Annotated in this window: 17 protein-coding genes; 5 read left to right on the forward strand and 12 right to left on the reverse strand. The window is 37.0% G+C overall.

The window, feature by feature from the left end:
• Positions 1-68: 68 nt before the first annotated feature.
• The 4 genes from QZU81_RS01005 to hemB form a co-directional block, all read right to left on the reverse strand.
• Positions 69-392 carry a hypothetical protein gene (locus tag QZU81_RS01005; RefSeq protein WP_292850866.1) on the reverse strand — a complete coding sequence of 108 codons (324 nt, stop codon included), beginning with the start codon at positions 390-392 and terminating at the stop codon, positions 69-71.
• A gap of 140 nt (positions 393-532) precedes the next feature.
• Entirely contained in the window at positions 533-913 is a 381-nt protein-coding gene (locus QZU81_RS01010; RefSeq protein WP_295588991.1) for a putative zinc-binding protein, read from the reverse strand.
• A gap of 9 nt (positions 914-922) precedes the next feature.
• A complete protein-coding gene (locus QZU81_RS01015) occupies positions 923-1,798 on the reverse strand; it encodes a triphosphoribosyl-dephospho-CoA synthase (protein WP_295588992.1) in 876 nt (291 codons plus the stop codon).
• A complete protein-coding gene (gene hemB / locus QZU81_RS01020) occupies positions 1,799-2,800 on the reverse strand; it encodes a porphobilinogen synthase (protein WP_295588994.1) in 1,002 nt (333 codons plus the stop codon).
• 161 nt (positions 2,801-2,961) lie between these two features.
• On the opposite strand from hemB, the gene aroC reads away from it, so the two are divergent.
• Entirely contained in the window at positions 2,962-4,062 is a 1,101-nt protein-coding gene (gene aroC, locus QZU81_RS01025; protein ID WP_295588995.1) for a chorismate synthase, read from the forward strand.
• Here the strand turns inward: aroC and QZU81_RS01030 are convergent.
• Together QZU81_RS01030 and QZU81_RS01035 are read right to left on the reverse strand one after the other, a co-directional pair.
• The gene (locus QZU81_RS01030) at positions 4,059-4,982 is read right to left on the reverse strand and encodes an MBL fold metallo-hydrolase (protein ID WP_292850880.1); all 924 of its coding nucleotides are present in this window, start codon (positions 4,980-4,982) and stop codon (positions 4,059-4,061) included. The two genes, aroC and QZU81_RS01030, sit on opposite strands and share 4 nt — an antisense overlap.
• 12 nt (positions 4,983-4,994) lie before the next feature.
• Positions 4,995-5,915 carry a DUF2121 domain-containing protein gene (locus QZU81_RS01035; RefSeq protein WP_295588996.1) on the reverse strand — a complete coding sequence of 307 codons (921 nt, stop codon included), beginning with the start codon at positions 5,913-5,915 and terminating at the stop codon, positions 4,995-4,997.
• Positions 5,916-6,243: 328 nt separating this feature from the next.
• Here QZU81_RS01035 and acs point away from each other — a divergent pair, with 328 nt between their 5' ends.
• On the forward strand, positions 6,244-8,340 hold the full coding sequence (gene acs, locus QZU81_RS01040) for an acetate--CoA ligase alpha subunit (protein ID WP_295588998.1): 2,097 nt from the start codon (positions 6,244-6,246) through the stop codon (positions 8,338-8,340).
• A gap of 72 nt (positions 8,341-8,412) precedes the next feature.
• The gene (locus QZU81_RS01045) at positions 8,413-9,039 is read left to right on the forward strand and encodes a DUF447 domain-containing protein (RefSeq protein ID WP_292850885.1); all 627 of its coding nucleotides are present in this window, start codon (positions 8,413-8,415) and stop codon (positions 9,037-9,039) included.
• A 37-nt stretch (positions 9,040-9,076) separates the two neighbouring features.
• Here the strand turns inward: QZU81_RS01045 and QZU81_RS01050 are convergent, their stop codons facing one another.
• From QZU81_RS01050 to QZU81_RS01075, 6 genes are all read right to left on the reverse strand, one after another.
• Positions 9,077-10,048 carry an ABC transporter substrate-binding protein gene (locus tag QZU81_RS01050; RefSeq protein WP_295589000.1) on the reverse strand — a complete coding sequence of 324 codons (972 nt, stop codon included), beginning with the start codon at positions 10,046-10,048 and terminating at the stop codon, positions 9,077-9,079.
• A 142-nt stretch (positions 10,049-10,190) separates the two neighbouring features.
• Positions 10,191-11,021 carry a formate dehydrogenase accessory sulfurtransferase FdhD gene (fdhD, locus tag QZU81_RS01055; protein WP_295589002.1) on the reverse strand — a complete coding sequence of 277 codons (831 nt, stop codon included), beginning with the start codon at positions 11,019-11,021 and terminating at the stop codon, positions 10,191-10,193.
• A gap of 5 nt (positions 11,022-11,026) precedes the next feature.
• Positions 11,027-12,415, reverse strand: a complete 1,389-nt coding sequence (locus tag QZU81_RS01060; protein WP_295589004.1) for a glutamate--cysteine ligase — start codon at positions 12,413-12,415, stop codon at positions 11,027-11,029.
• A gap of 13 nt (positions 12,416-12,428) precedes the next feature.
• Positions 12,429-13,826: a hypothetical protein gene (locus QZU81_RS01065; RefSeq protein WP_295589006.1), complete on the reverse strand. Its 1,398-nt coding sequence runs from the start codon at positions 13,824-13,826 to the stop codon at positions 12,429-12,431.
• Complete coding sequence (locus QZU81_RS01070; protein WP_295589008.1) at positions 13,804-14,616, reverse strand: class II glutamine amidotransferase; 813 nt, start codon at positions 14,614-14,616, stop codon at positions 13,804-13,806. The genes QZU81_RS01065 and QZU81_RS01070 overlap by 23 nt, the downstream gene beginning before the upstream one ends.
• Before the next feature lie 114 nt (positions 14,617-14,730).
• The gene (locus QZU81_RS01075; RefSeq protein WP_295589010.1) at positions 14,731-15,666 is read right to left on the reverse strand and encodes an ABC transporter substrate-binding protein; all 936 of its coding nucleotides are present in this window, start codon (positions 15,664-15,666) and stop codon (positions 14,731-14,733) included.
• Between the two features lie 50 nt (positions 15,667-15,716).
• On the opposite strand from QZU81_RS01075, the gene QZU81_RS01080 reads away from it, so the two are divergent.
• Complete coding sequence (locus QZU81_RS01080; RefSeq protein WP_295589012.1) at positions 15,717-16,331, forward strand: class I SAM-dependent methyltransferase; 615 nt, start codon at positions 15,717-15,719, stop codon at positions 16,329-16,331.
• 111 nt (positions 16,332-16,442) lie between these two features.
• Entirely contained in the window at positions 16,443-17,453 is a 1,011-nt protein-coding gene (locus tag QZU81_RS01085) for a 7-cyano-7-deazaguanine synthase (protein WP_295589014.1), read from the forward strand.
• Positions 17,454-17,459: the final 6 nt, after the last annotated feature.

The following is a 17,459-nucleotide window of genomic DNA, read 5'->3' on the forward strand; positions in this document are numbered from 1 at the left end:
AATAATATATGTTTAAAGTGATTTATAAAAGTAGTGTAAAATTTAAAAAAAAATAGAAAAAAAGATAATTAGAATATTATTCTATTACCTGTCCAGTCAACATCATCAAAGGCATTGGCTTTCTTTTCATCTTCAAGATATTGTTCCATGTCCCTGTAAACCTTAACTCTGAAGATATCAGGGTAAGCTATATAAAGCCTATCACCATTAGGTTTGGATTCCTTCACGTAAGTTTGCTGAAATTCAATAATTGTGTCATCTTCCTTATGGAAATGATGAACCTCATTTGCACATAGAATCTTGAAGTGTACGAAATCATCCTTCAGCAATTCATTGACCAAATCCTCAATCAAAGGAGGATTATTTGCATTTTTATTATATCTAATTTCCATTTTCCTCACCATTTTCGGATTTCTAAAAAATAGAAAGCCATGTTAAACATATATTTCATTTTAATTCTTTAAATACTTATTGAAATAAGATTAAACAAGTAAACAATCATCTGATGAACATGCCTAAATCAGGGAATGTTCTAAAATGTTTCGATTGTTTTATTTAATTCCCTGACAATTATTTTAACACACTCTTCGGCTTCAGCGTCCAATCTGAAAGGGTCCTTTGCAGATACTTCATAATCCTCGAGAACTTCATTAACGGCAATTGTGCCAGCCACATCAATTCCCTTATTTTTTAAAATCTTATTCACGCATCCGTTGGCGCAGCCATTTAGTGCAACGATGGGATATTTCTTAAGCATTTCATCATTTTTTCCTTCAATGTCGGCAGATGTTGAACCCATGCAGATTGAAATGACATTTTCATTTGCCTTTCTGCAGTCTCCAACGGCAACTCTGGACACCAACCCGTTTGCACTCATTCCATTGCATGGCGCCAATGCGATTTTCTTATCCATATTACCACATCAGAAATTTGATTTCAAATAGCTTACAAAAATGGAAGCTGCAGTCAAATCTGCAGTTGTTCCTGGATTATACTTGTTGTTAAATAAATAATCATCGAATTCAGCCACCCTGTCAATAAAATCAGGCACATCCTTCATTTTAAGCAAATCCCTTGTCATCAATGATATCTTGAGCGCTTCATCATCTCCGTATTTTCTAGAAATCAATGTATCTGGAACATGAGACAGGATTGTTAAAAATGTCAAAAGGCATGCTTCATTTTGGGATTTTTCCGCTTTCAATTCATGATATGTTGGATAACCTATTTCAAAAACGGCAGGCATGTCACTGGTCATTTCACGTGCCAGCATGTCCCACGGAGCGGATATTTTCAAAACATCATACATTGTCTGGTTGTTTTCCCTGAGCTCATTTTTAGCGTTGTCGCTTGCCACATCATATTCGTCCTGATCGCCCATACCCCCTGCATCTGCAATATTGATTGCATCATACAAGTCACATGCATCGTCAACTGAGGTATTTGACATCAGCAATTTGATGTTTTCACGAATATCATCGAAAGAGTCGCTTATGGCGGCTGCAACCGCAATAGGTGTTGTCATCATGACAATTCCCAAGTTGGTGTTGTTATTAATCCACCTGTCAGTTTCGGCAACTGCCTGAAGGATGTATTTTCCCAGTTCAGGATTTTCAACGTCGACATCAGTGCATGCTTCACGAATGGAGTCTCCAATAACAATTCCGCTTATCACAAAGTCTTCAAATACCATGTCATCATAATCACGGGTTCTGTGAACATTGCCTGGCTTCGGGTATCCGCTTACCTCTAAAGCAGAAGCGATCTGAGCTATTTTTGCAATTTCATTAGCGTCCATTTATATCATCTCATTGAAAAGCAGATATGGTGCAAAATTAGTGATTATTAAGTCTGCTCCAGCCCTTTTGATTGAAAGAAGAGATTCTGTAATTGCCCTTTCAGTCAGATATCCTTTTTCAATAGCTGCCATTATCATGGAGTATTCTCCGCTTACGTTATATGCAACCAAAGGCAGCATGAACTCATCTCTCACCATGCGAACGACATCCAAGTATGGAAGTGCCGGTTTGACCATCAAAAAGTCCGCACCCTCTATCACATCAAGTTCACATTCACGGATTGCTTCCATGGCGTTTCCAGGATCCATCTGATAGGATTTCCTGTCACCCAAATGAGGTGATGAACATGCAGCAACCCTAAACGGCTCGTAAAATGCGGATGCGTACTTGGCTGAATATGACATTATCATCACATTTTCATAACCTTCATCATCCAAGGTCTGCCTGATTGCTCCTACCCTGCCATCCATCATGTCTGAAGGGGCCACAATATCAGCACCCGCTTCTGCATGTGAAAGTGCAACTTTGGCAATGTAAGGCAAGGATTCATCATTCAATATCTCGATACCATGGTCAGTGTCCTCATTTTCCTTTATCATGCCGCAATGGCCGTGAGAAGTGTATTGGCATAAGCATACGTCACTTATAACAACCAGATTTGTTTCCTTTTTGAGTCTTCTTATTGCTTTTTGAACAATTCCTGTTGCTGAATAATCCGGAGAAGCTATTTCATCTTTAGTGTCCTCTTTAGGTATTCCAAATACAATTATTGATTTCAATCCTTTGGCTTCAAGCTGCTTTGCGAATTCTATTCCACTGTCAAGGGAGTATCTGAATTCTCCAGGAAGGGAGGAAATCTCTTCCTTTTCGTCGCCTTCAAGCTCTTCCTTAAAGTAAATAGGATAAATCAAGTCTTCTTTTTCGAGTTTTGTTTCTCGTACAATATCTCTAATCTTGGCATTCTTTCTAAGTCTTCTCATTCTTGTAGTCGGAAATTCCATAATAATCACTAGTTAATAATTTTGATTTAGAAATATTTAAATTAATATATGATGAAACTGATGATGATTCTGAGATTCCGTCCGGTTAAATTAATCATACAAAATAGTTTAATATAATTTAAAAAATAATATTAAAAGTAGCTATTAAAAAGAGGCCAACTATGTCAAATTCAATTGGAGAAAAATTTAAAATAACAAGCTTTGGTTCAAGTCATGGAGTTGCAGTAGGAGCCATCGTTGACGGATGTCCTGCAAATCTTGAATTGACAGCAGAAGATATTCAAAAGGAACTAAACAAAAGAAAACCTGGAACAAGCAGCGTAACCACTCCCAGAAAGGAAGCTGATGAAGTTCAAATACTTTCAGGTATTTTTGAAGGAAAAACCGATGGGACACCAATTACCGGAGTCATTTTCAATAAAAATCAGCACTCCAAAGATTATTCCATGTTTAAAAGCACTCCACGCCCATCCCATGGGGACTTTGGCTGGATGAGCAAATACGGAAACTACGACTACAATGGAGGAGGCCGTGGAAGCGGCAGAGTAACTATCGGCCATGTCATAGGCGGTGCAATAGCCAAAAAACTTCTTGAAACACAAAATATTGAAGTCATATCCCATGTGATCCAAATAGGAAACATTGAAGCAGAGCCTCAAGATTTCAATACAATAAAAGAAAACATTGAAAAGAATCCTGTAAGATGTGCAGATTTAAAGGCTGCTGAAGAAATGGAAGAATTGATTTTGGCAAAAAAACAGGAAGGCGATTCAGTTGGCGGAATTGTGGAAACAATAGCTGTCGGCACTCCAGCAGGTCTTGGCGAACCTGTCTTTGAAAGGCTGGATGGAGACCTTGCAAGAATCCTAATGAATATTGGTGCCGTCAAAGGAGTTGAAATTGGTCTCGGATTTGATGTTGCAAATCGCACAGGCTCTGAAATCAATGATGAATATCAAATTGAAGACGGGAAAATCACAACAAAGACCAATAATTCCGGCGGAATCATCGGTGGAATGAGCAACGGAATGCCTATAGTTTCCAGAATAGCCATAAAACCTACTCCATCCATTTCCAAATGTCAAAATTCAATCAATCTGGAAAAAATGGAAAATGAAAAAATAGAAATTAAAGGAAGGCATGATCCTTGTATCTGTCCTAGAGTGACAGTCGTGGCCGAATCAAGCACTGCAATTGTCCTTGCAGACCATATGATTCGCTCAGGATTCATCCATCCAACTAATTTGGAAAAGAATATTTAACTTTTTTTAAGAATGCTAAGCTCATCAAACTCCTTATTTTTAAAGGAAGTTTGATAAGAGTTTCTTCTTCCGCTGTTGAACAATGCATGGGAAGTGCTGTGCATTGAAGATTCAACATCCTTGAGTGAAATCAATCTGAATTTCTTAGGATTATTGTAGTTCACATTGAAAGATAATCCGTCAAATGCCGCAATTGTCTTGACGCCTGTTTGTTTGGATATTTTTTTGGCTTCAACAACAGGATTATTCGATATCATTTTAAGGCCCAAATGAGTCATTACGGCAACTTTAGGCTGCACTTCTTCAATCAAATCCATGAAATTGCGTGAACACATGTGTCCAGGTATTGATTTGTTTCCAGGCCTTAACACACTTGCAATCAGTATGTCCGCTCCCTTATGGGCTTCGCCTAATCCTTCAAAGTAGCCTGTATCCGAAGTATATGACACCTTGAATCCGTTGTAATCTATTTGAAATCCAATACCTGCAGGATCGCCGTGCTCAATTTCAGTACCCTTGACCTTGATATTGTCGACCTCTTTTACGACACCAGGTTCCAAAACAACTGTGTCTGATTTGGACTGATGGTATGAGGAGATGCAGGGACCCCACTTTTCAAAACCTTTCAAGACGCTTCTGCTTCCGAATACTGTCCCATTATATTTGGTCATTCCTCTGGTCATTGACTCAATGAGAATTTCAGCATCATTGTAATGGTCTGTATGTGCATGAGAGACAAAGATTCCGCTTAAGTTACGGGGATCAAATCCAAACTGGTAAGTTCTTATAAGCGCTCCTGGACCCGGGTCGACATGATAATTCTTTCCGCCCAGATTATCAATTCTGAAGCCTCCAGTCATTCTTCGCTGTGAAATGGCGGAAAATCTTCCACCACCACTACCTAAAAATGTTATTTTCATTTAAACCCCCACTTATAATGAACATAAAATTATATCGCATCTAAGAGAGGACTTATCTTTTTTGAGGCACAAATCTTCGTTTTCAATAACGACTTTATCTCCGATTTTTACGTTGTCGCTTTCAGTGAACATCAACACGTTTTGACCAGGTCCTGCCAATTGTTTCCAGTTTCCGTCCATAGCCTGTGTTTTGTCATTTAATTGGACTTGCAGCATGTTTCCATCAATTGCAACTACACGACCTATATCTCCCTTTTCAATAATCTTGTTTGCCATGTCAATTGCAAGACTTTGTTGGACAAGCTGCTCTGTCAATTCTTGCCTGAATTTGGTCAAGACCTTAATATCGTGGTCAATAGTTATGTTCAAGTGCTTTTGTGCACTGGAATCTGAAAAACTAGGTTGCTGAATTAAAACATCAAATTTATCCCCAACGGTAGGTGTTTTTGAAGAGACCTGAGATAGAATATCCTCAAATACTTCACCCATATATCTCAAACTCAGGGAAGATTTCCAATTCTTAGAGATTAATGATTCGGCCAACTGTTTTGCATATTGATTACCGAAAAGTATAATTCCTTTATTCCCGGCTTTACGGGATTTGGTTTCTGAACCTAATAATTCAATTATCTGATAACCATTTGTTGTACCATAAATCCTTCTTCTTTTTGTTTCAAAAGTTCCTTTAGTACTCACTTCACCGCGAATGCAATTTCCAACGACTTTCAGTTTATTTGCGTCATCTGTAATCTTGATTGAAATTCCGAGTTCTTCCGCTCTTTTTAAAAATTTTTCGTCGCTTTCAATAGCACCACTATATAATTCTTCCTCTAATGTTCTTAATTGTTCTTTATCACCGAAATATCCTATTTTTCTTTTATCAGCTGCCATTACACATCCTTTTTTACCAATGTAAGCAATAATTAAGCTCATAATATCTCCTGAATTTGATATTCATAAAAATATTCAAAATATTTCAAAATATCAATAATTTATTAATCATATATATTTATGCTAATCCTATATTATAAAGTTTAATAAGTAAAATTGAAATTACACTAAAAAAATTAAGGTTTCACTCTTTTTAAAAAATTGTTAAAAAACCTTAATAATAGTCAAAATTATTTTTAAAGTTATTTAAACGAATATTTAAACAAAAATATTTAAATAATAACATAACATATATTATAATTAGTATAATTGTTAATTATTTATCATTATAGATTAACATGAACACTAAAAAGAATATGGAGAGGAACTTATGATTGATCTCAATAAAATGTTTAAACCTGAATCTGTGGCTGTAATTGGAGCATCCAACACCCCGGGTAAAGTTGGACATATCATTGTTGACAACCTTATCAACGATGGCTTTGAAGGCGCAATATATCCAGTAAACCCTAAAGGCGGAGAGATTCTTGGTAAAAAAGCATATGCAAATATAAAAGACATACCTGAAAAAGTAGACCTAGCAATTATTACAATTCCAGTGGCATTTGTAAACCCTGCTGTTAAGGAATGTGGTGAAGCAGGCGTGGAAAACATGGTAGTAATCACTGCTGGTTTTAAAGAAGTAGGTGGAGAAGGTGCCAAATTAGAAGCTGAATTGACAGCACTTGGTGAAGAATACGGTATAAACATTATTGGACCAAACAGTTTAGGAATCACTGATTCACACACACCGTTAAACGGATCATTTTCACAAATGATGCCACCAACCGGAAATATGGCATTTATTTCACAAAGTGGAGCTATGATGGTAGCTATCATCGACTGGAGTGTAACATCCGGAATTGGATTCAGTAAAGTAATCAGTTTAGGAAACAAAGCTGGAGTAAGTGAAATCGAATTATTACAATACTTGGCCGAAGATGATGAAACCAATGTAATCATCTGTTACTTAGAGTCAATTTCAGATGATGAGGACTTTGTAAGAACCATGAGAGAAACTGCACACAAAAAACCTATCATTGTCTTGAAATCAGGTTCAAGTTCCGCAGGAGCAGCTGCCGCATCCTCACACACAGGAGCGCTTGCAGGCAGTGACCTTGCATTTGACACAGCATTCAGACAATCAGGAATCATGCGTGTAGAAACAATGGCTGAACTATTCGACTTAGGTTTAGCATTCTCCAAAGCACCGCTCCCAAGGGGAGACAACGTTGCTATCATTACCAATGCCGGTGGTGGAGGAGTACTCACAGTAGATGCAATGGAAAAAGCAGGATTGTCACTTGTTCAATTCGATGAAGAAACCACTGCAAGACTAAAAGAATGCGTTACCGAAGAAGGTAGTGCGAAAAACCCTATTGACGTACTTGGAGATGCACCTGTAAGCAGATACAAAGAATCATTGGAAATCGTATTAAGTCAAGATGAAGTGGACAGTTTAATCGTAATGGTTTGTCCTACTGCATCAGCAGACCCTGATGGAATTGCTAATGCCATCTTAGAAGAAAGGAAAGAATTCGACAAACCTATTATTGTTGTAAATATGGGTGGGCCATCATTCGAAGCTGCAAACGAAGCTTTAAGAGAAAACGGTGTTCCAACATACGTATTCCCTGAAACTGCAGTAACCGCTCTTGAAGCAATGACAAGATATGCAAAATTGGAAGACAGAGTATACGATGATGTCGTTGATAACGTTGATGACGTTGACAAAGATGCAGTAGCAGCAATCTTTGAGAAAGTGAAAGCTGATGGAAGAGACACCTTGCTTGGTAGTGAAGCATATGCAGTAGCTGAAGCATACGGAATTTCAGCTGCACCAATTAAACTATCAACAAGCGCTGAAGAAGCAGCAGAACTTGCAGAAGAGATGGAATTCCCAGTTGTGCTTAAAATCGCATCCGATAAAATCTTGCACAAATCCGATATCGGCGGTGTAAAAGTAGGAATCAGCACTGCTGAAGAAGCAAAAGCAACCTACGAAGAAATTATCGCTAACGCTAAAGCAGCACACCCAGATATTGTTCCTGACGGTGTGGAAGTGCAAAAGATGATGGATTCCGGTGAAGAAGTCATTGTCGGTATGATTCGTGACAAACAATTCGGACCTATGATTGCATTCGGTATGGGTGGAATCTACGTAAACCTTATTGAAGATGTTGAATTCAACCTCGCTAAAGGAATGAGCTCACAGGAAATCGATGAGCAAATCGAAAAAACCAAAGTATCCAAATTGCTTGCAGGATACAGAGGAGAAGCACCTTGCGATGTTGAAGAAGTCAAAGAAGCTATTAAAAGAGTAGCAAGATTAACCTTAGACTTCCCAGAAATATCTGAACTCGATATTAACCCAATCTTCGTTTACGAAGAAGGTTCAAGTGCACTCGACATTAAAATAAAATTATAATTTCTCTTATGAGAAATTACTCTTTTTTTCTTTTTTAACTAATTCATGATTAACTGATTTTGTGCTGATAACATGGAATATGATTTAAGTAAAGTTGGCGTTGAAAAAGACTTGCAATATGAATGCATTACAACTACAATGAGCAAGGATGGTGTTAAGAATGCAGGTGCCTTTGCATTCGTATACCTTGGCGAAGATAAAGTGCACTGCCATATCTTTGAAGGGTCAAAAACCTTGAAAAACATATTGGATACTAAAGAGTATGTAGTTAACATCACACAAGATTCATTGGTTTTCACCTATGCTACACTAGATTGCTTAGGCGATGAATATTATACCGATGACACCGACATTGCCATCATTAAAAACACCCCTGCTTACATTATTGTTGATGTTGAAAACATTGAGATTAAGACACCTGAAAACTTCCCAATCAAAGGGGACAAAAACATCTATTTCATTACCGGAAAAATCAGAGAATACGTAATTAACGATGAACATGCACGGGCATTCAACAGAGGAATGTCAGGACTGATTGAGGGGCTCGTCAACTTTTCAAGATATAAAATTGTTGGAGAAGAGCAAAGAAAAGTCTATATGGACAAATTGCTTGAAAATCAAAGAGTCATCAATAAGGTTTCAGATGATAAAACCAAAAAAGCAATGGATTATCTTGTAAAACAGTACGAGAAATACTAATTTTTAAAAAAAAGAAATTAAAGCATAGTTAATTCAACTATGCTTCCCAATATAACATTTTATGTGGGATAGTTTGATTTATTATTCCAAGATCAACTTCTAATTTTTGGAAAGAATCCACACTAGCTTTGTAATTGTCATCTAAACCTGAGATGAATGGGAAACTTTCTAAAGAGTCAGCTTCCACAGCAGGATCGGTAACAATGTCTTCTGGTAATAATTTTACAACTTCATCAGTAGTGTCATTTTCAATGCTGTCATTGATGAATTTAGTTGCATTTTCATGAATTGCAATAATTTTTTCAGCTGCATCTTTATGATTTTTAAGGAAATCATCAGATGCTACAACAACACAGCATGGGTGACCTGGTAAAATTTCAGATGAATCAGCTAGCTCGTCAATGTTATCGTTAGCTTCAGCAATACTTACATAAGGTTGGAAAGTAATAGCTGCAGGAATATTATTGGTCTTTAAAGCGTCATTGATTGATGGCACTTTCATTGCAGACTCATTAATATCATCTAATGATAAACCATGTTGTTTTAAGTAATATGAAAGTAAAACATGTTGGATTGAAGCTTCACCTGGAGTTGCAATAGTTTTTCCTTTTAAATCTGAAGCGAAATGAATATGGGAATCATCAGTTACAACAATTCCTGATCCTTCAGTTTGTGCCGCAGAAATAACTTTAGCCGGAACACCAGCAGAAACAGATGATAATACAGGAGCAATTCCAACGTATCCAACATCAACATCACCACTAGCCATAGCGGTCATTAAGTCTCCACCGTTGTTAAATTGAACAAGTTCAACAGTAATGTTATTATCAGCATACATACCTTTAGCATCAGCAACAAAAAGGGCTGCATCGTGGTCTGAAGGTAAGTAACCTATCTTAACAGTGTCATCTCCTCCCCCTAAAAAGTCGAAAAGACCTGCACTGGCTGTACCCATTACTAAAAATGCAGCAAGTGCTAACACTAAAACAAATGTAATTTTTTTATTCATTATTTTTCACCGTAAATTAATTTAATTAATTGACAATTATTAATATCGAAAGTATATTATAAAAATATTACTTAATAGCTTTATTAACAATTGTTATATTTTGAATCCCCTATTTTAATAATTACTCTAGAAACATATAAATCTATTCATTTAAATTTACCCGTTCAGGAGCAGTGAAAATAGTAAACCTATTGTCTCTTACAAAACCAATCATAGTAATGTTGCCTGTACGGGCTACATCAATGCCTGAAGAGGCTGGAGCGGCATTTGAAATAATAATTGGAATTCCAACACGAATTACCTTAATCAGCATGTCCGCAGGCATTCTTCCACTATATGAAATATAGCATTTGCCGAAATCATACCCCTCTTTTGCAGCGGCACCTATCACCTTATCAACGGCAACATGGCGGCTTACATCCTCACGGATTATGATTTTATCCTCAAATTTTAACTGTGCAACATGAACACCAGCTGTTTTCTGCCAGATTTTCGCCTCATCTGTCAGATGTTTGATGTCTTTGATAATTTGAGTAGCATTAATCCTTAAATCTGATGTATTTGGCTCAATTGTCTTTAGTTCAGACCTTATTCCACCGGCATTATCCGAATTTACTCCCTGATACTCAAGCAATCTGCAGACACAGGCATGTTCACAGTTTCCTTTTCTCTCCTGAACAATACCCTCCTGTTCCAAATCCTCTTCAGGATCATGGTTCAAGCTTGTGGAAACCAGAACATTTGTTCCATCCAGAGTAATCGATTCAATATCGGAATAATCCTTAATCAATCCTTCACCAAGACAGTATCCGACGGCAAAGTCCTCCAAATCCTTAGGATAAGTTGAAAACTTGCGGGGCGGAAGAAAATCAATGAACAGATAAGTGTATTCGTCATCCACACTGTTTTCCTTTATTGTCTTGTATTCGCCGTTATTCCATTGAATAACGTCAGTCTGTCTTAAAAATTCCATAATTATTACCTTCCTGCAAGAGCAACATCAACATAACATTTAAGCTTTTCACATTCATTCAAGTCAGCATTTTCCAGATTGTGAATGCTGGTCTGCTTGTTGTTTTTGGATAGAATAATGTGGGTGTTGATGTAGCCATGCTCCTCAATCAGCTTTAAAAGCCTTTTGCCATATGTCAAATCCGGATTTGAAATGCGGTTAAGCATTAGGCCTAAGGTTCTGCCTTCATCGATTCCCAATACCTCGCACATGCCATACATCTCATTAATTATATCGGCGGCCCAACTCTTTAAGGTTACTTCCTCGCCGTCCTTCAATAGCCTCATCGATTCGACATAAGCCTTTTCAGCAGTGTTTTCTTCATTTAACCTTGCTTCGCTCTGCCAATTTGCATAATCGGATTCGCCCTTAACAAGCATATAAATCAAAAACATATGAAGAAATTTCATATCATGCTCTACAAGACCACACTGATAGAATGGATTGATGTCCAAAGTTCTAATCTCAATATACTCAATTCCATCATTCTTAAGGGAATTAAGCAAATCCTTAGGATTTTTTGGCTTTAACCTGATTTGAGTATACAGTTCCTTGGCCTCGGACAGATCTCCCCTTTCAATGAAATCGTTAACATCATCGACAAATTCATCAACGGAGTTATAGGATGGATTCAATTCAATCAGATTCTTATATCCGCAGGAAGCATTCCTAAATGAAGGTCCTTTAGTGGAATAATAGCTTCCGAAATCATCCTTTGCATCCATCAAATGCAGACATTCATTTGAAAATGTCTTGTGAGAACCGATTGAACAGCCGGTCAGGTAAATGATCAGCCAGCAGTATCGCAGGTAGTTTCTGGCGATTTTCAAATAAACCCTATCTTTGAATTGCCTAAAGCTCAGATTATTGTCATCAAGGGAATGAAGCTCCTTTAACAGTTTATCTGAAAATGAAAAGTTGAAATGAACTCCGGATATCATCTGCTTTTTGACACCATATTTTTTAGCCAAATCTTCACGATACTTTTGTGAGGATATTCCCTCATCAGAGTATTGGGCTATTGGAATCTGATCCCAATATGGCAGGATACATGGAATTGACTGGAACCAAAGATATTCATCTTCGGGAAGTGATGAATTTACAAGGTCTGCCAATAGAGAAAAAGTATTGAATGCCTCATCAATCGTATCGAATGTTGGAGTTATAATCTCTATTTGGCTTTCTGAAAAATCAGTAGTGACTAACGGATTTGTTAGCTTGTCTCCAAATACTTCCGGATGAGGAGTTAAAGACAATTTTCCCTCTCCTTTGGCTCTTAAGGACTCCCATTCAATTCCAAAGGAACCCTTTAAAATTTCTTCTGATGATAATTTAGATAAATTCAATAAATTCATTTCTCCGCTCCAATCATATTCTGCTTATTTTACCATACTCCTCAATCATTGTTTCCAACGATGTGTCATCATTTAATTTAATTATCATGTTCTTTCCAGGATTTGTATGGCATTTAATACGTTCATATAATGGTTTTAAGAATACTTCTTCACCAATTCCCCTATCTTGCAATCCCTGCTTGGATATGTCAACGACATCCTTTGACAGTTTACACAGGTCATCCCTATCGATGAATGCTGGAATATCATCCTTAATCAGCAATTTTCTAAGCTCAGTTGCAGTATATCCTTTATGATATATTACTGTGTCATTGGTTATTAACTCTTCCAGCTCATCAAGCTTATCCTTCAAGCCTACATGGAAAGCTGCTACAGACATGGAATCACTAATCGGTTGAGTACATACGCTTCTAAACTCAACCGTTCCCCTGAATGTCAAATTGATAAATTTGAATGGCCTCAAATATTCAATGTCACTGATTAACGGCTTTATTTCAATTTCCCTATACTCTCCCTTGTCATATACCTCTCCTGTCACATTGTCTTTTGAAAAGTAATCCAAAAGGTTCATTGACTCGAAATTGATATATGAGCCGTCACGCATTACGCAGTAGATGTTCAAGGATTCAAGGTAAGCCTGCAGGTCCCCGATATCTTTAAAGTCGACATTATACATTCCGATATTGTGTGGATTTACACCATGGGTCGAATATTCCCATAGCACATCCCTGAAGCATGTCCTGTGCTTATTTTCATCTACAAGCACTGAATTTGAAAATAATAATGCCTTAATCGGTTCGATTTTTGAAAAGACATTGATTGTGCGAACCAGATTGTCTTTGTGAACATCAATCTGGACCTGTGACGCTGATGAGAACATGCCGTACTCGGGATATTCATGAAAATGCATCGGAATGTTCTCATAATTTTCAGCTGATTTCAGATGATGATAAAGCATCAAGTACCGTTCTGAAGGAATGGGCAAATGCTTGTTATATTTCCTGTAAGGATTGATTCCCATTCCAGTCAATGTATGGTTATGCTCTTCAAATGATTCCTTGACAAATGAATAGTAGTCTGTGAACCGTTCATTAATCGTGAACAGATCCTTTTCACGACCCATTGCAAACTCAATGTTGTTATATGAACAGTCATAGCATACTATATCCTCATTTTTCTGATTTTTTAGCGAGAATACATTTCCGTCATAGTCGATTCCATCATTTTCAAAATCTTTGTAATGCCTTTGAAACTTGGAAGTTACTTCATGAACCACATCAAAATCAACAGCCTTCTTGTCAAGATTGAGAATTGGAATTTCGATTTCAACACCGATAAAATCCTTTTTCTGATTTGTCGGTTTGATAAATTCATTATATAATTCTTTTCTAACCTGTTCTTGAGTAATCATTAATTTCATCTCTCTTTAGGGACTTTGAAAATTCTTCGATTGCATTTTGATGCTCTTCAATCAATATATATTCATTTTCATGCTCTTCACTTTCAAAAATAATCTTGCCGTCAATCAATCCGAACAGTTTATTCAATTCAACAGGCAACCAGTTTTCATCATCCGTCAGTGGAGTTGAAGCGACTAAAAAGCCCTCCTCATTTTTTAAATAGTATAGGGAATTCCTCATGTTGGAGTGGATGTAAGTCAAGTCCCCATCATAAATCATTAAATTAAGCTTGTTATTTTTGGACAAGCCTCTGACGATTTGATTCAACAAGTGGAATCTTTCCTTGATTGTAGACAGCGCACCCTTATTTCTTTCAAACTCATCGACTTTGTCTATTATATATAGAAGTATTCGCTCGGAATCCGTATCCCCAGTTTCCTTATCTTTATATTCGTCAAGTTCGGGGTAGTCGAATATTGTTCCGTTATGGATCAGCATCCATGATCGGTTATTGCCATCGGCTTCAGTAAAAGGGTGACAATTGGGAGATATGATTTCACCTACAGTAGCCAACCGGATATGAGCGAATACGTTTTTTCCAATAACAGGATTGGACAATATATTTTTTAAGTGTTCGCTACATGATGCTTTTACCGGCTCTTTATCTATAACAAATTCATCGGACTGCATATTAGCTAATCCCCATCCATCTGGATGTTCTTCAGAGTGATTATAAAAACATTGCAGACATTCATTTACTTGTTTCGGCGTATTTGAATTAAAACAAAAAATTTCACACATATATTACCCTCCTATTATTGATTAATCATAATAGCCATATTATGATAACAATTGTTATATAATTTATGATATATAAATATTTTCAAAAAGAATTAAAAAAAAGAAAAAGGATAGTTAAGAACCATCCCAGAATATTTTATCTTGTGAAATAGGCTGTTTTAAAACACCTAAATCAACTTCCAAATTCATGAAGTCCATTACATCCTGTTTGAAACTGTCATCAAGTCCTGAAATAAATGGGAAGCTGGAAATAGCTACTTTTTCAACTTCGACATCAGAAACAATATCAGACGGAATCATTGATGCTGCTTCATCAGAATTATTATTGATGAAATTTGTGGCATTTTCATGAATTTTCAGAATAGTGTTGGTCTCATTTGGATGTTCCTCTAAAAATTTATCAGATGCAACGACAACACAGCATGGATGATCTGGCAAGATGTCCTGTGAACCTGCAAGCACATTTGCCCCGTTTTTCTCAGCAATGGTCACATAAGGCTCAAATGTAATCATACCGTCAATCTTATTGGTTTTAAGTGCATCGTTCATTGAAGGAACTTTCATTGATGAAACTTTCAAGTCCTTTAAGGACATTCCATTCTGCTCTAAATAGTATTGAAGCAACATATATTGAATTGAAGCTTCACCAGGTGTTGCAATGCTTTTGCCTGCAAGGTCCTGAACGGAACTGATTCCAGAGTTTTTAGAAACGACCAGTCCACTGCCGTCAGTTTGAGCTGCGGAAATCACTTTAACGGGAACTCCTTTTTGAATTGATGCCAAAACAGGAGTGATTCCAACGTATCCCACATCAACATCACCGCTGGCCATTGCAGTCATCAAGTCACCGCCATTGTTAAACTGAACCAAATTGGTTTTGATGCCATTGGAAGCGAATTGCCCTTGAGCATCCGCAACGAAAAGTGCCGCATCGTGGTCTGAAGGCAGATATCCGATAGTTACGGTATCACCGCTACCCATCAAGAAGAACACCCCTACAGCAACAACAGCAATGATTGCAACAATAATTGCGATAATTTTATTATCCATATAATCACCAATTAATAAGTATATTGAAAAAATAATTAAAGGTTTTGATTATGGTAGCCGAAAAAATAGACCAATGCATGAAACCTCATGGCGAGGAAGGAATAGAGACAATCAAAAACATGAACGAAAACCACAGGGAAATTTCCGAATTTGCATTCAGCTGCATTGACATTGGAGCAGAGGATGAAATACTTGATATCGGCTGTGGCGGAGGAGTCAACATTGAAAAGTTCCTCAGGATAACACTAGGAAATGTTGACGGGCTGGATTATTCTGAAGTATCTGTAAGCGAATCCATCAAGAGAAACCAGGCTGCAATTGATGATGGAAGATGCAAAGTCATTCAGGCGGACGTCACTGACATGCCGATTGATGATGAAAACTACGATCTGGTTACCGGATTTGAAACCATTTACTTCTGGCCTGATTTGGGCGAAACATTCAAGGAGGTTTCAAGAATCATAAGACCAAACGGCCAGTTCATGATTGCCCAGGGAACAGACGGCACCCATCCGGATGATGAAAAGTGGCTGGCTACCGTTGAAGGAATGAGCATCTATACCGCTCCCGAATTGGAAAAGTATTTGCTGAACGCCGGCTTTAAAAGTGTTGAAAGCTTTAAAAAAGCTGACGATTATATCTTGGTTGTCATTGCACAAAAATGAAAAACATTTAAATATTATTTTAGACAAGTGTAATCTATGGAAAAAATAACTATTGTTATATAATTTTCCGAAATCTAAAATATGATATGAAACATAACTATTAGTGATAAAATGGACTTGGAAAATAAAATCGATATTGTAAAAAACATCTTAAAGGGCAAAAAAGTAGCTATCGGATTTTCAGGCGGTGCCGATTCAACATTGATAGCCTACCTATCTTCAAAAGTTGCCAAAGACACATTGGCCATTACAATAAACAATCATCTGATGCCAAGTGATTTCATTGAAAATACAAAAAAGACCGCCGAATCATTTGGAATAAGACATGAGATAGTCGACATCAACTTTTATGAAGATGAGGATTTCCTGAAAAATTCTGCCAAAAGATGCTTTACCTGCAGAGACCTGATGTATTCAACCATCAAAAAGGTAGCTCGTGAAAATGATTTTGATTTTATTTGCGACGGAAACAACATCAGCGATCTGGTTCAGGACCGTCCAGGAATTCTAATAACCTATAAAAACGGCTTTAAAACACCATTCATTGAGGCCAGATTAACCTCCAAAGACATTCACGAATACCTGGATAAAAACAATATACAATATTCAAGATCAACCACATGTCTTGCAACCAGAATTCCGACAGATACGCAGATAACACCTGAAGAAATTGCTAAAATAAGTTATGGCGAAGATTATATTTTAGACATTACAAACTGCGAAATAGCAAAACTTAGAACTTTTGATGAAATTGGTATTATTGAAGTGGACGACATTGATGAAATTCTTCATGACAATAAATTTAGACAAATCAATGATGAATTAAAAGGTCAAGGCTTTAAGAAAGTTGCATTAAATTTAACGGAAATTGATGATAACGAATACATAAAACTTGACTATAATGAAGGGTCCTTTTCATACCAACTTCCATTTACTATAAACATCGAAAATACCTTAAAAGAAATTACAGAAGAGGTCGTTTCAAAATCCGGTGAAAAAATAGAACTTGAAAAGATTAGCATTTTTGAAAGCGGATTGATTGAAGGGCATGATTTGGAAAGCTATGATGCTGCACTAGACATGTTCATGGACACATTAACAAAAATAAGAAGAAACATTTAGGTGAAA

Source organism: uncultured Methanobrevibacter sp. (assembly GCF_902770715.1).
GTDB lineage: Archaea > Methanobacteriota > Methanobacteria > Methanobacteriales > Methanobacteriaceae > Methanocatella.

Coding starts and splice junctions, on each gene's coding strand:
- acs (WP_295588998.1), top strand. CDS start 6,244: ATGATTGATCTCAATAAAATGTTTAAACCTGAATCTGTGGCTGTAATT.
- QZU81_RS01070 (WP_295589008.1), bottom strand. CDS start 14,616: ATGTGTGAAATTTTTTGTTTTAATTCAAATACGCCGAAACAAGTAAAT.
- QZU81_RS01075 (WP_295589010.1), bottom strand. CDS start 15,666: ATGGATAATAAAATTATCGCAATTATTGTTGCAATCATTGCTGTTGTT.
- fdhD (WP_295589002.1), bottom strand. CDS start 11,021: ATGGAATTTTTAAGACAGACTGACGTTATTCAATGGAATAACGGCGAA.
- hemB (WP_295588994.1), bottom strand. CDS start 2,800: ATGGAATTTCCGACTACAAGAATGAGAAGACTTAGAAAGAATGCCAAG.
- QZU81_RS01060 (WP_295589004.1), bottom strand. CDS start 12,415: ATGAATTTATTGAATTTATCTAAATTATCATCAGAAGAAATTTTAAAG.
- QZU81_RS01065 (WP_295589006.1), bottom strand. CDS start 13,826: ATGATTACTCAAGAACAGGTTAGAAAAGAATTATATAATGAATTTATC.
- QZU81_RS01035 (WP_295588996.1), bottom strand. CDS start 5,915: ATGAGCTTAATTATTGCTTACATTGGTAAAAAAGGATGTGTAATGGCA.
- QZU81_RS01005 (WP_292850866.1), bottom strand. CDS start 392: ATGGAAATTAGATATAATAAAAATGCAAATAATCCTCCTTTGATTGAG.
- QZU81_RS01085 (WP_295589014.1), top strand. CDS start 16,443: ATGGACTTGGAAAATAAAATCGATATTGTAAAAAACATCTTAAAGGGC.
- QZU81_RS01045 (WP_292850885.1), top strand. CDS start 8,413: ATGGAATATGATTTAAGTAAAGTTGGCGTTGAAAAAGACTTGCAATAT.
- QZU81_RS01010 (WP_295588991.1), bottom strand. CDS start 913: ATGGATAAGAAAATCGCATTGGCGCCATGCAATGGAATGAGTGCAAAC.
- aroC (WP_295588995.1), top strand. CDS start 2,962: ATGTCAAATTCAATTGGAGAAAAATTTAAAATAACAAGCTTTGGTTCA.
- QZU81_RS01015 (WP_295588992.1), bottom strand. CDS start 1,798: ATGGACGCTAATGAAATTGCAAAAATAGCTCAGATCGCTTCTGCTTTA.
- QZU81_RS01030 (WP_292850880.1), bottom strand. CDS start 4,982: ATGAAAATAACATTTTTAGGTAGTGGTGGTGGAAGATTTTCCGCCATT.
- QZU81_RS01050 (WP_295589000.1), bottom strand. CDS start 10,048: ATGAATAAAAAAATTACATTTGTTTTAGTGTTAGCACTTGCTGCATTT.
- QZU81_RS01080 (WP_295589012.1), top strand. CDS start 15,717: ATGGTAGCCGAAAAAATAGACCAATGCATGAAACCTCATGGCGAGGAA.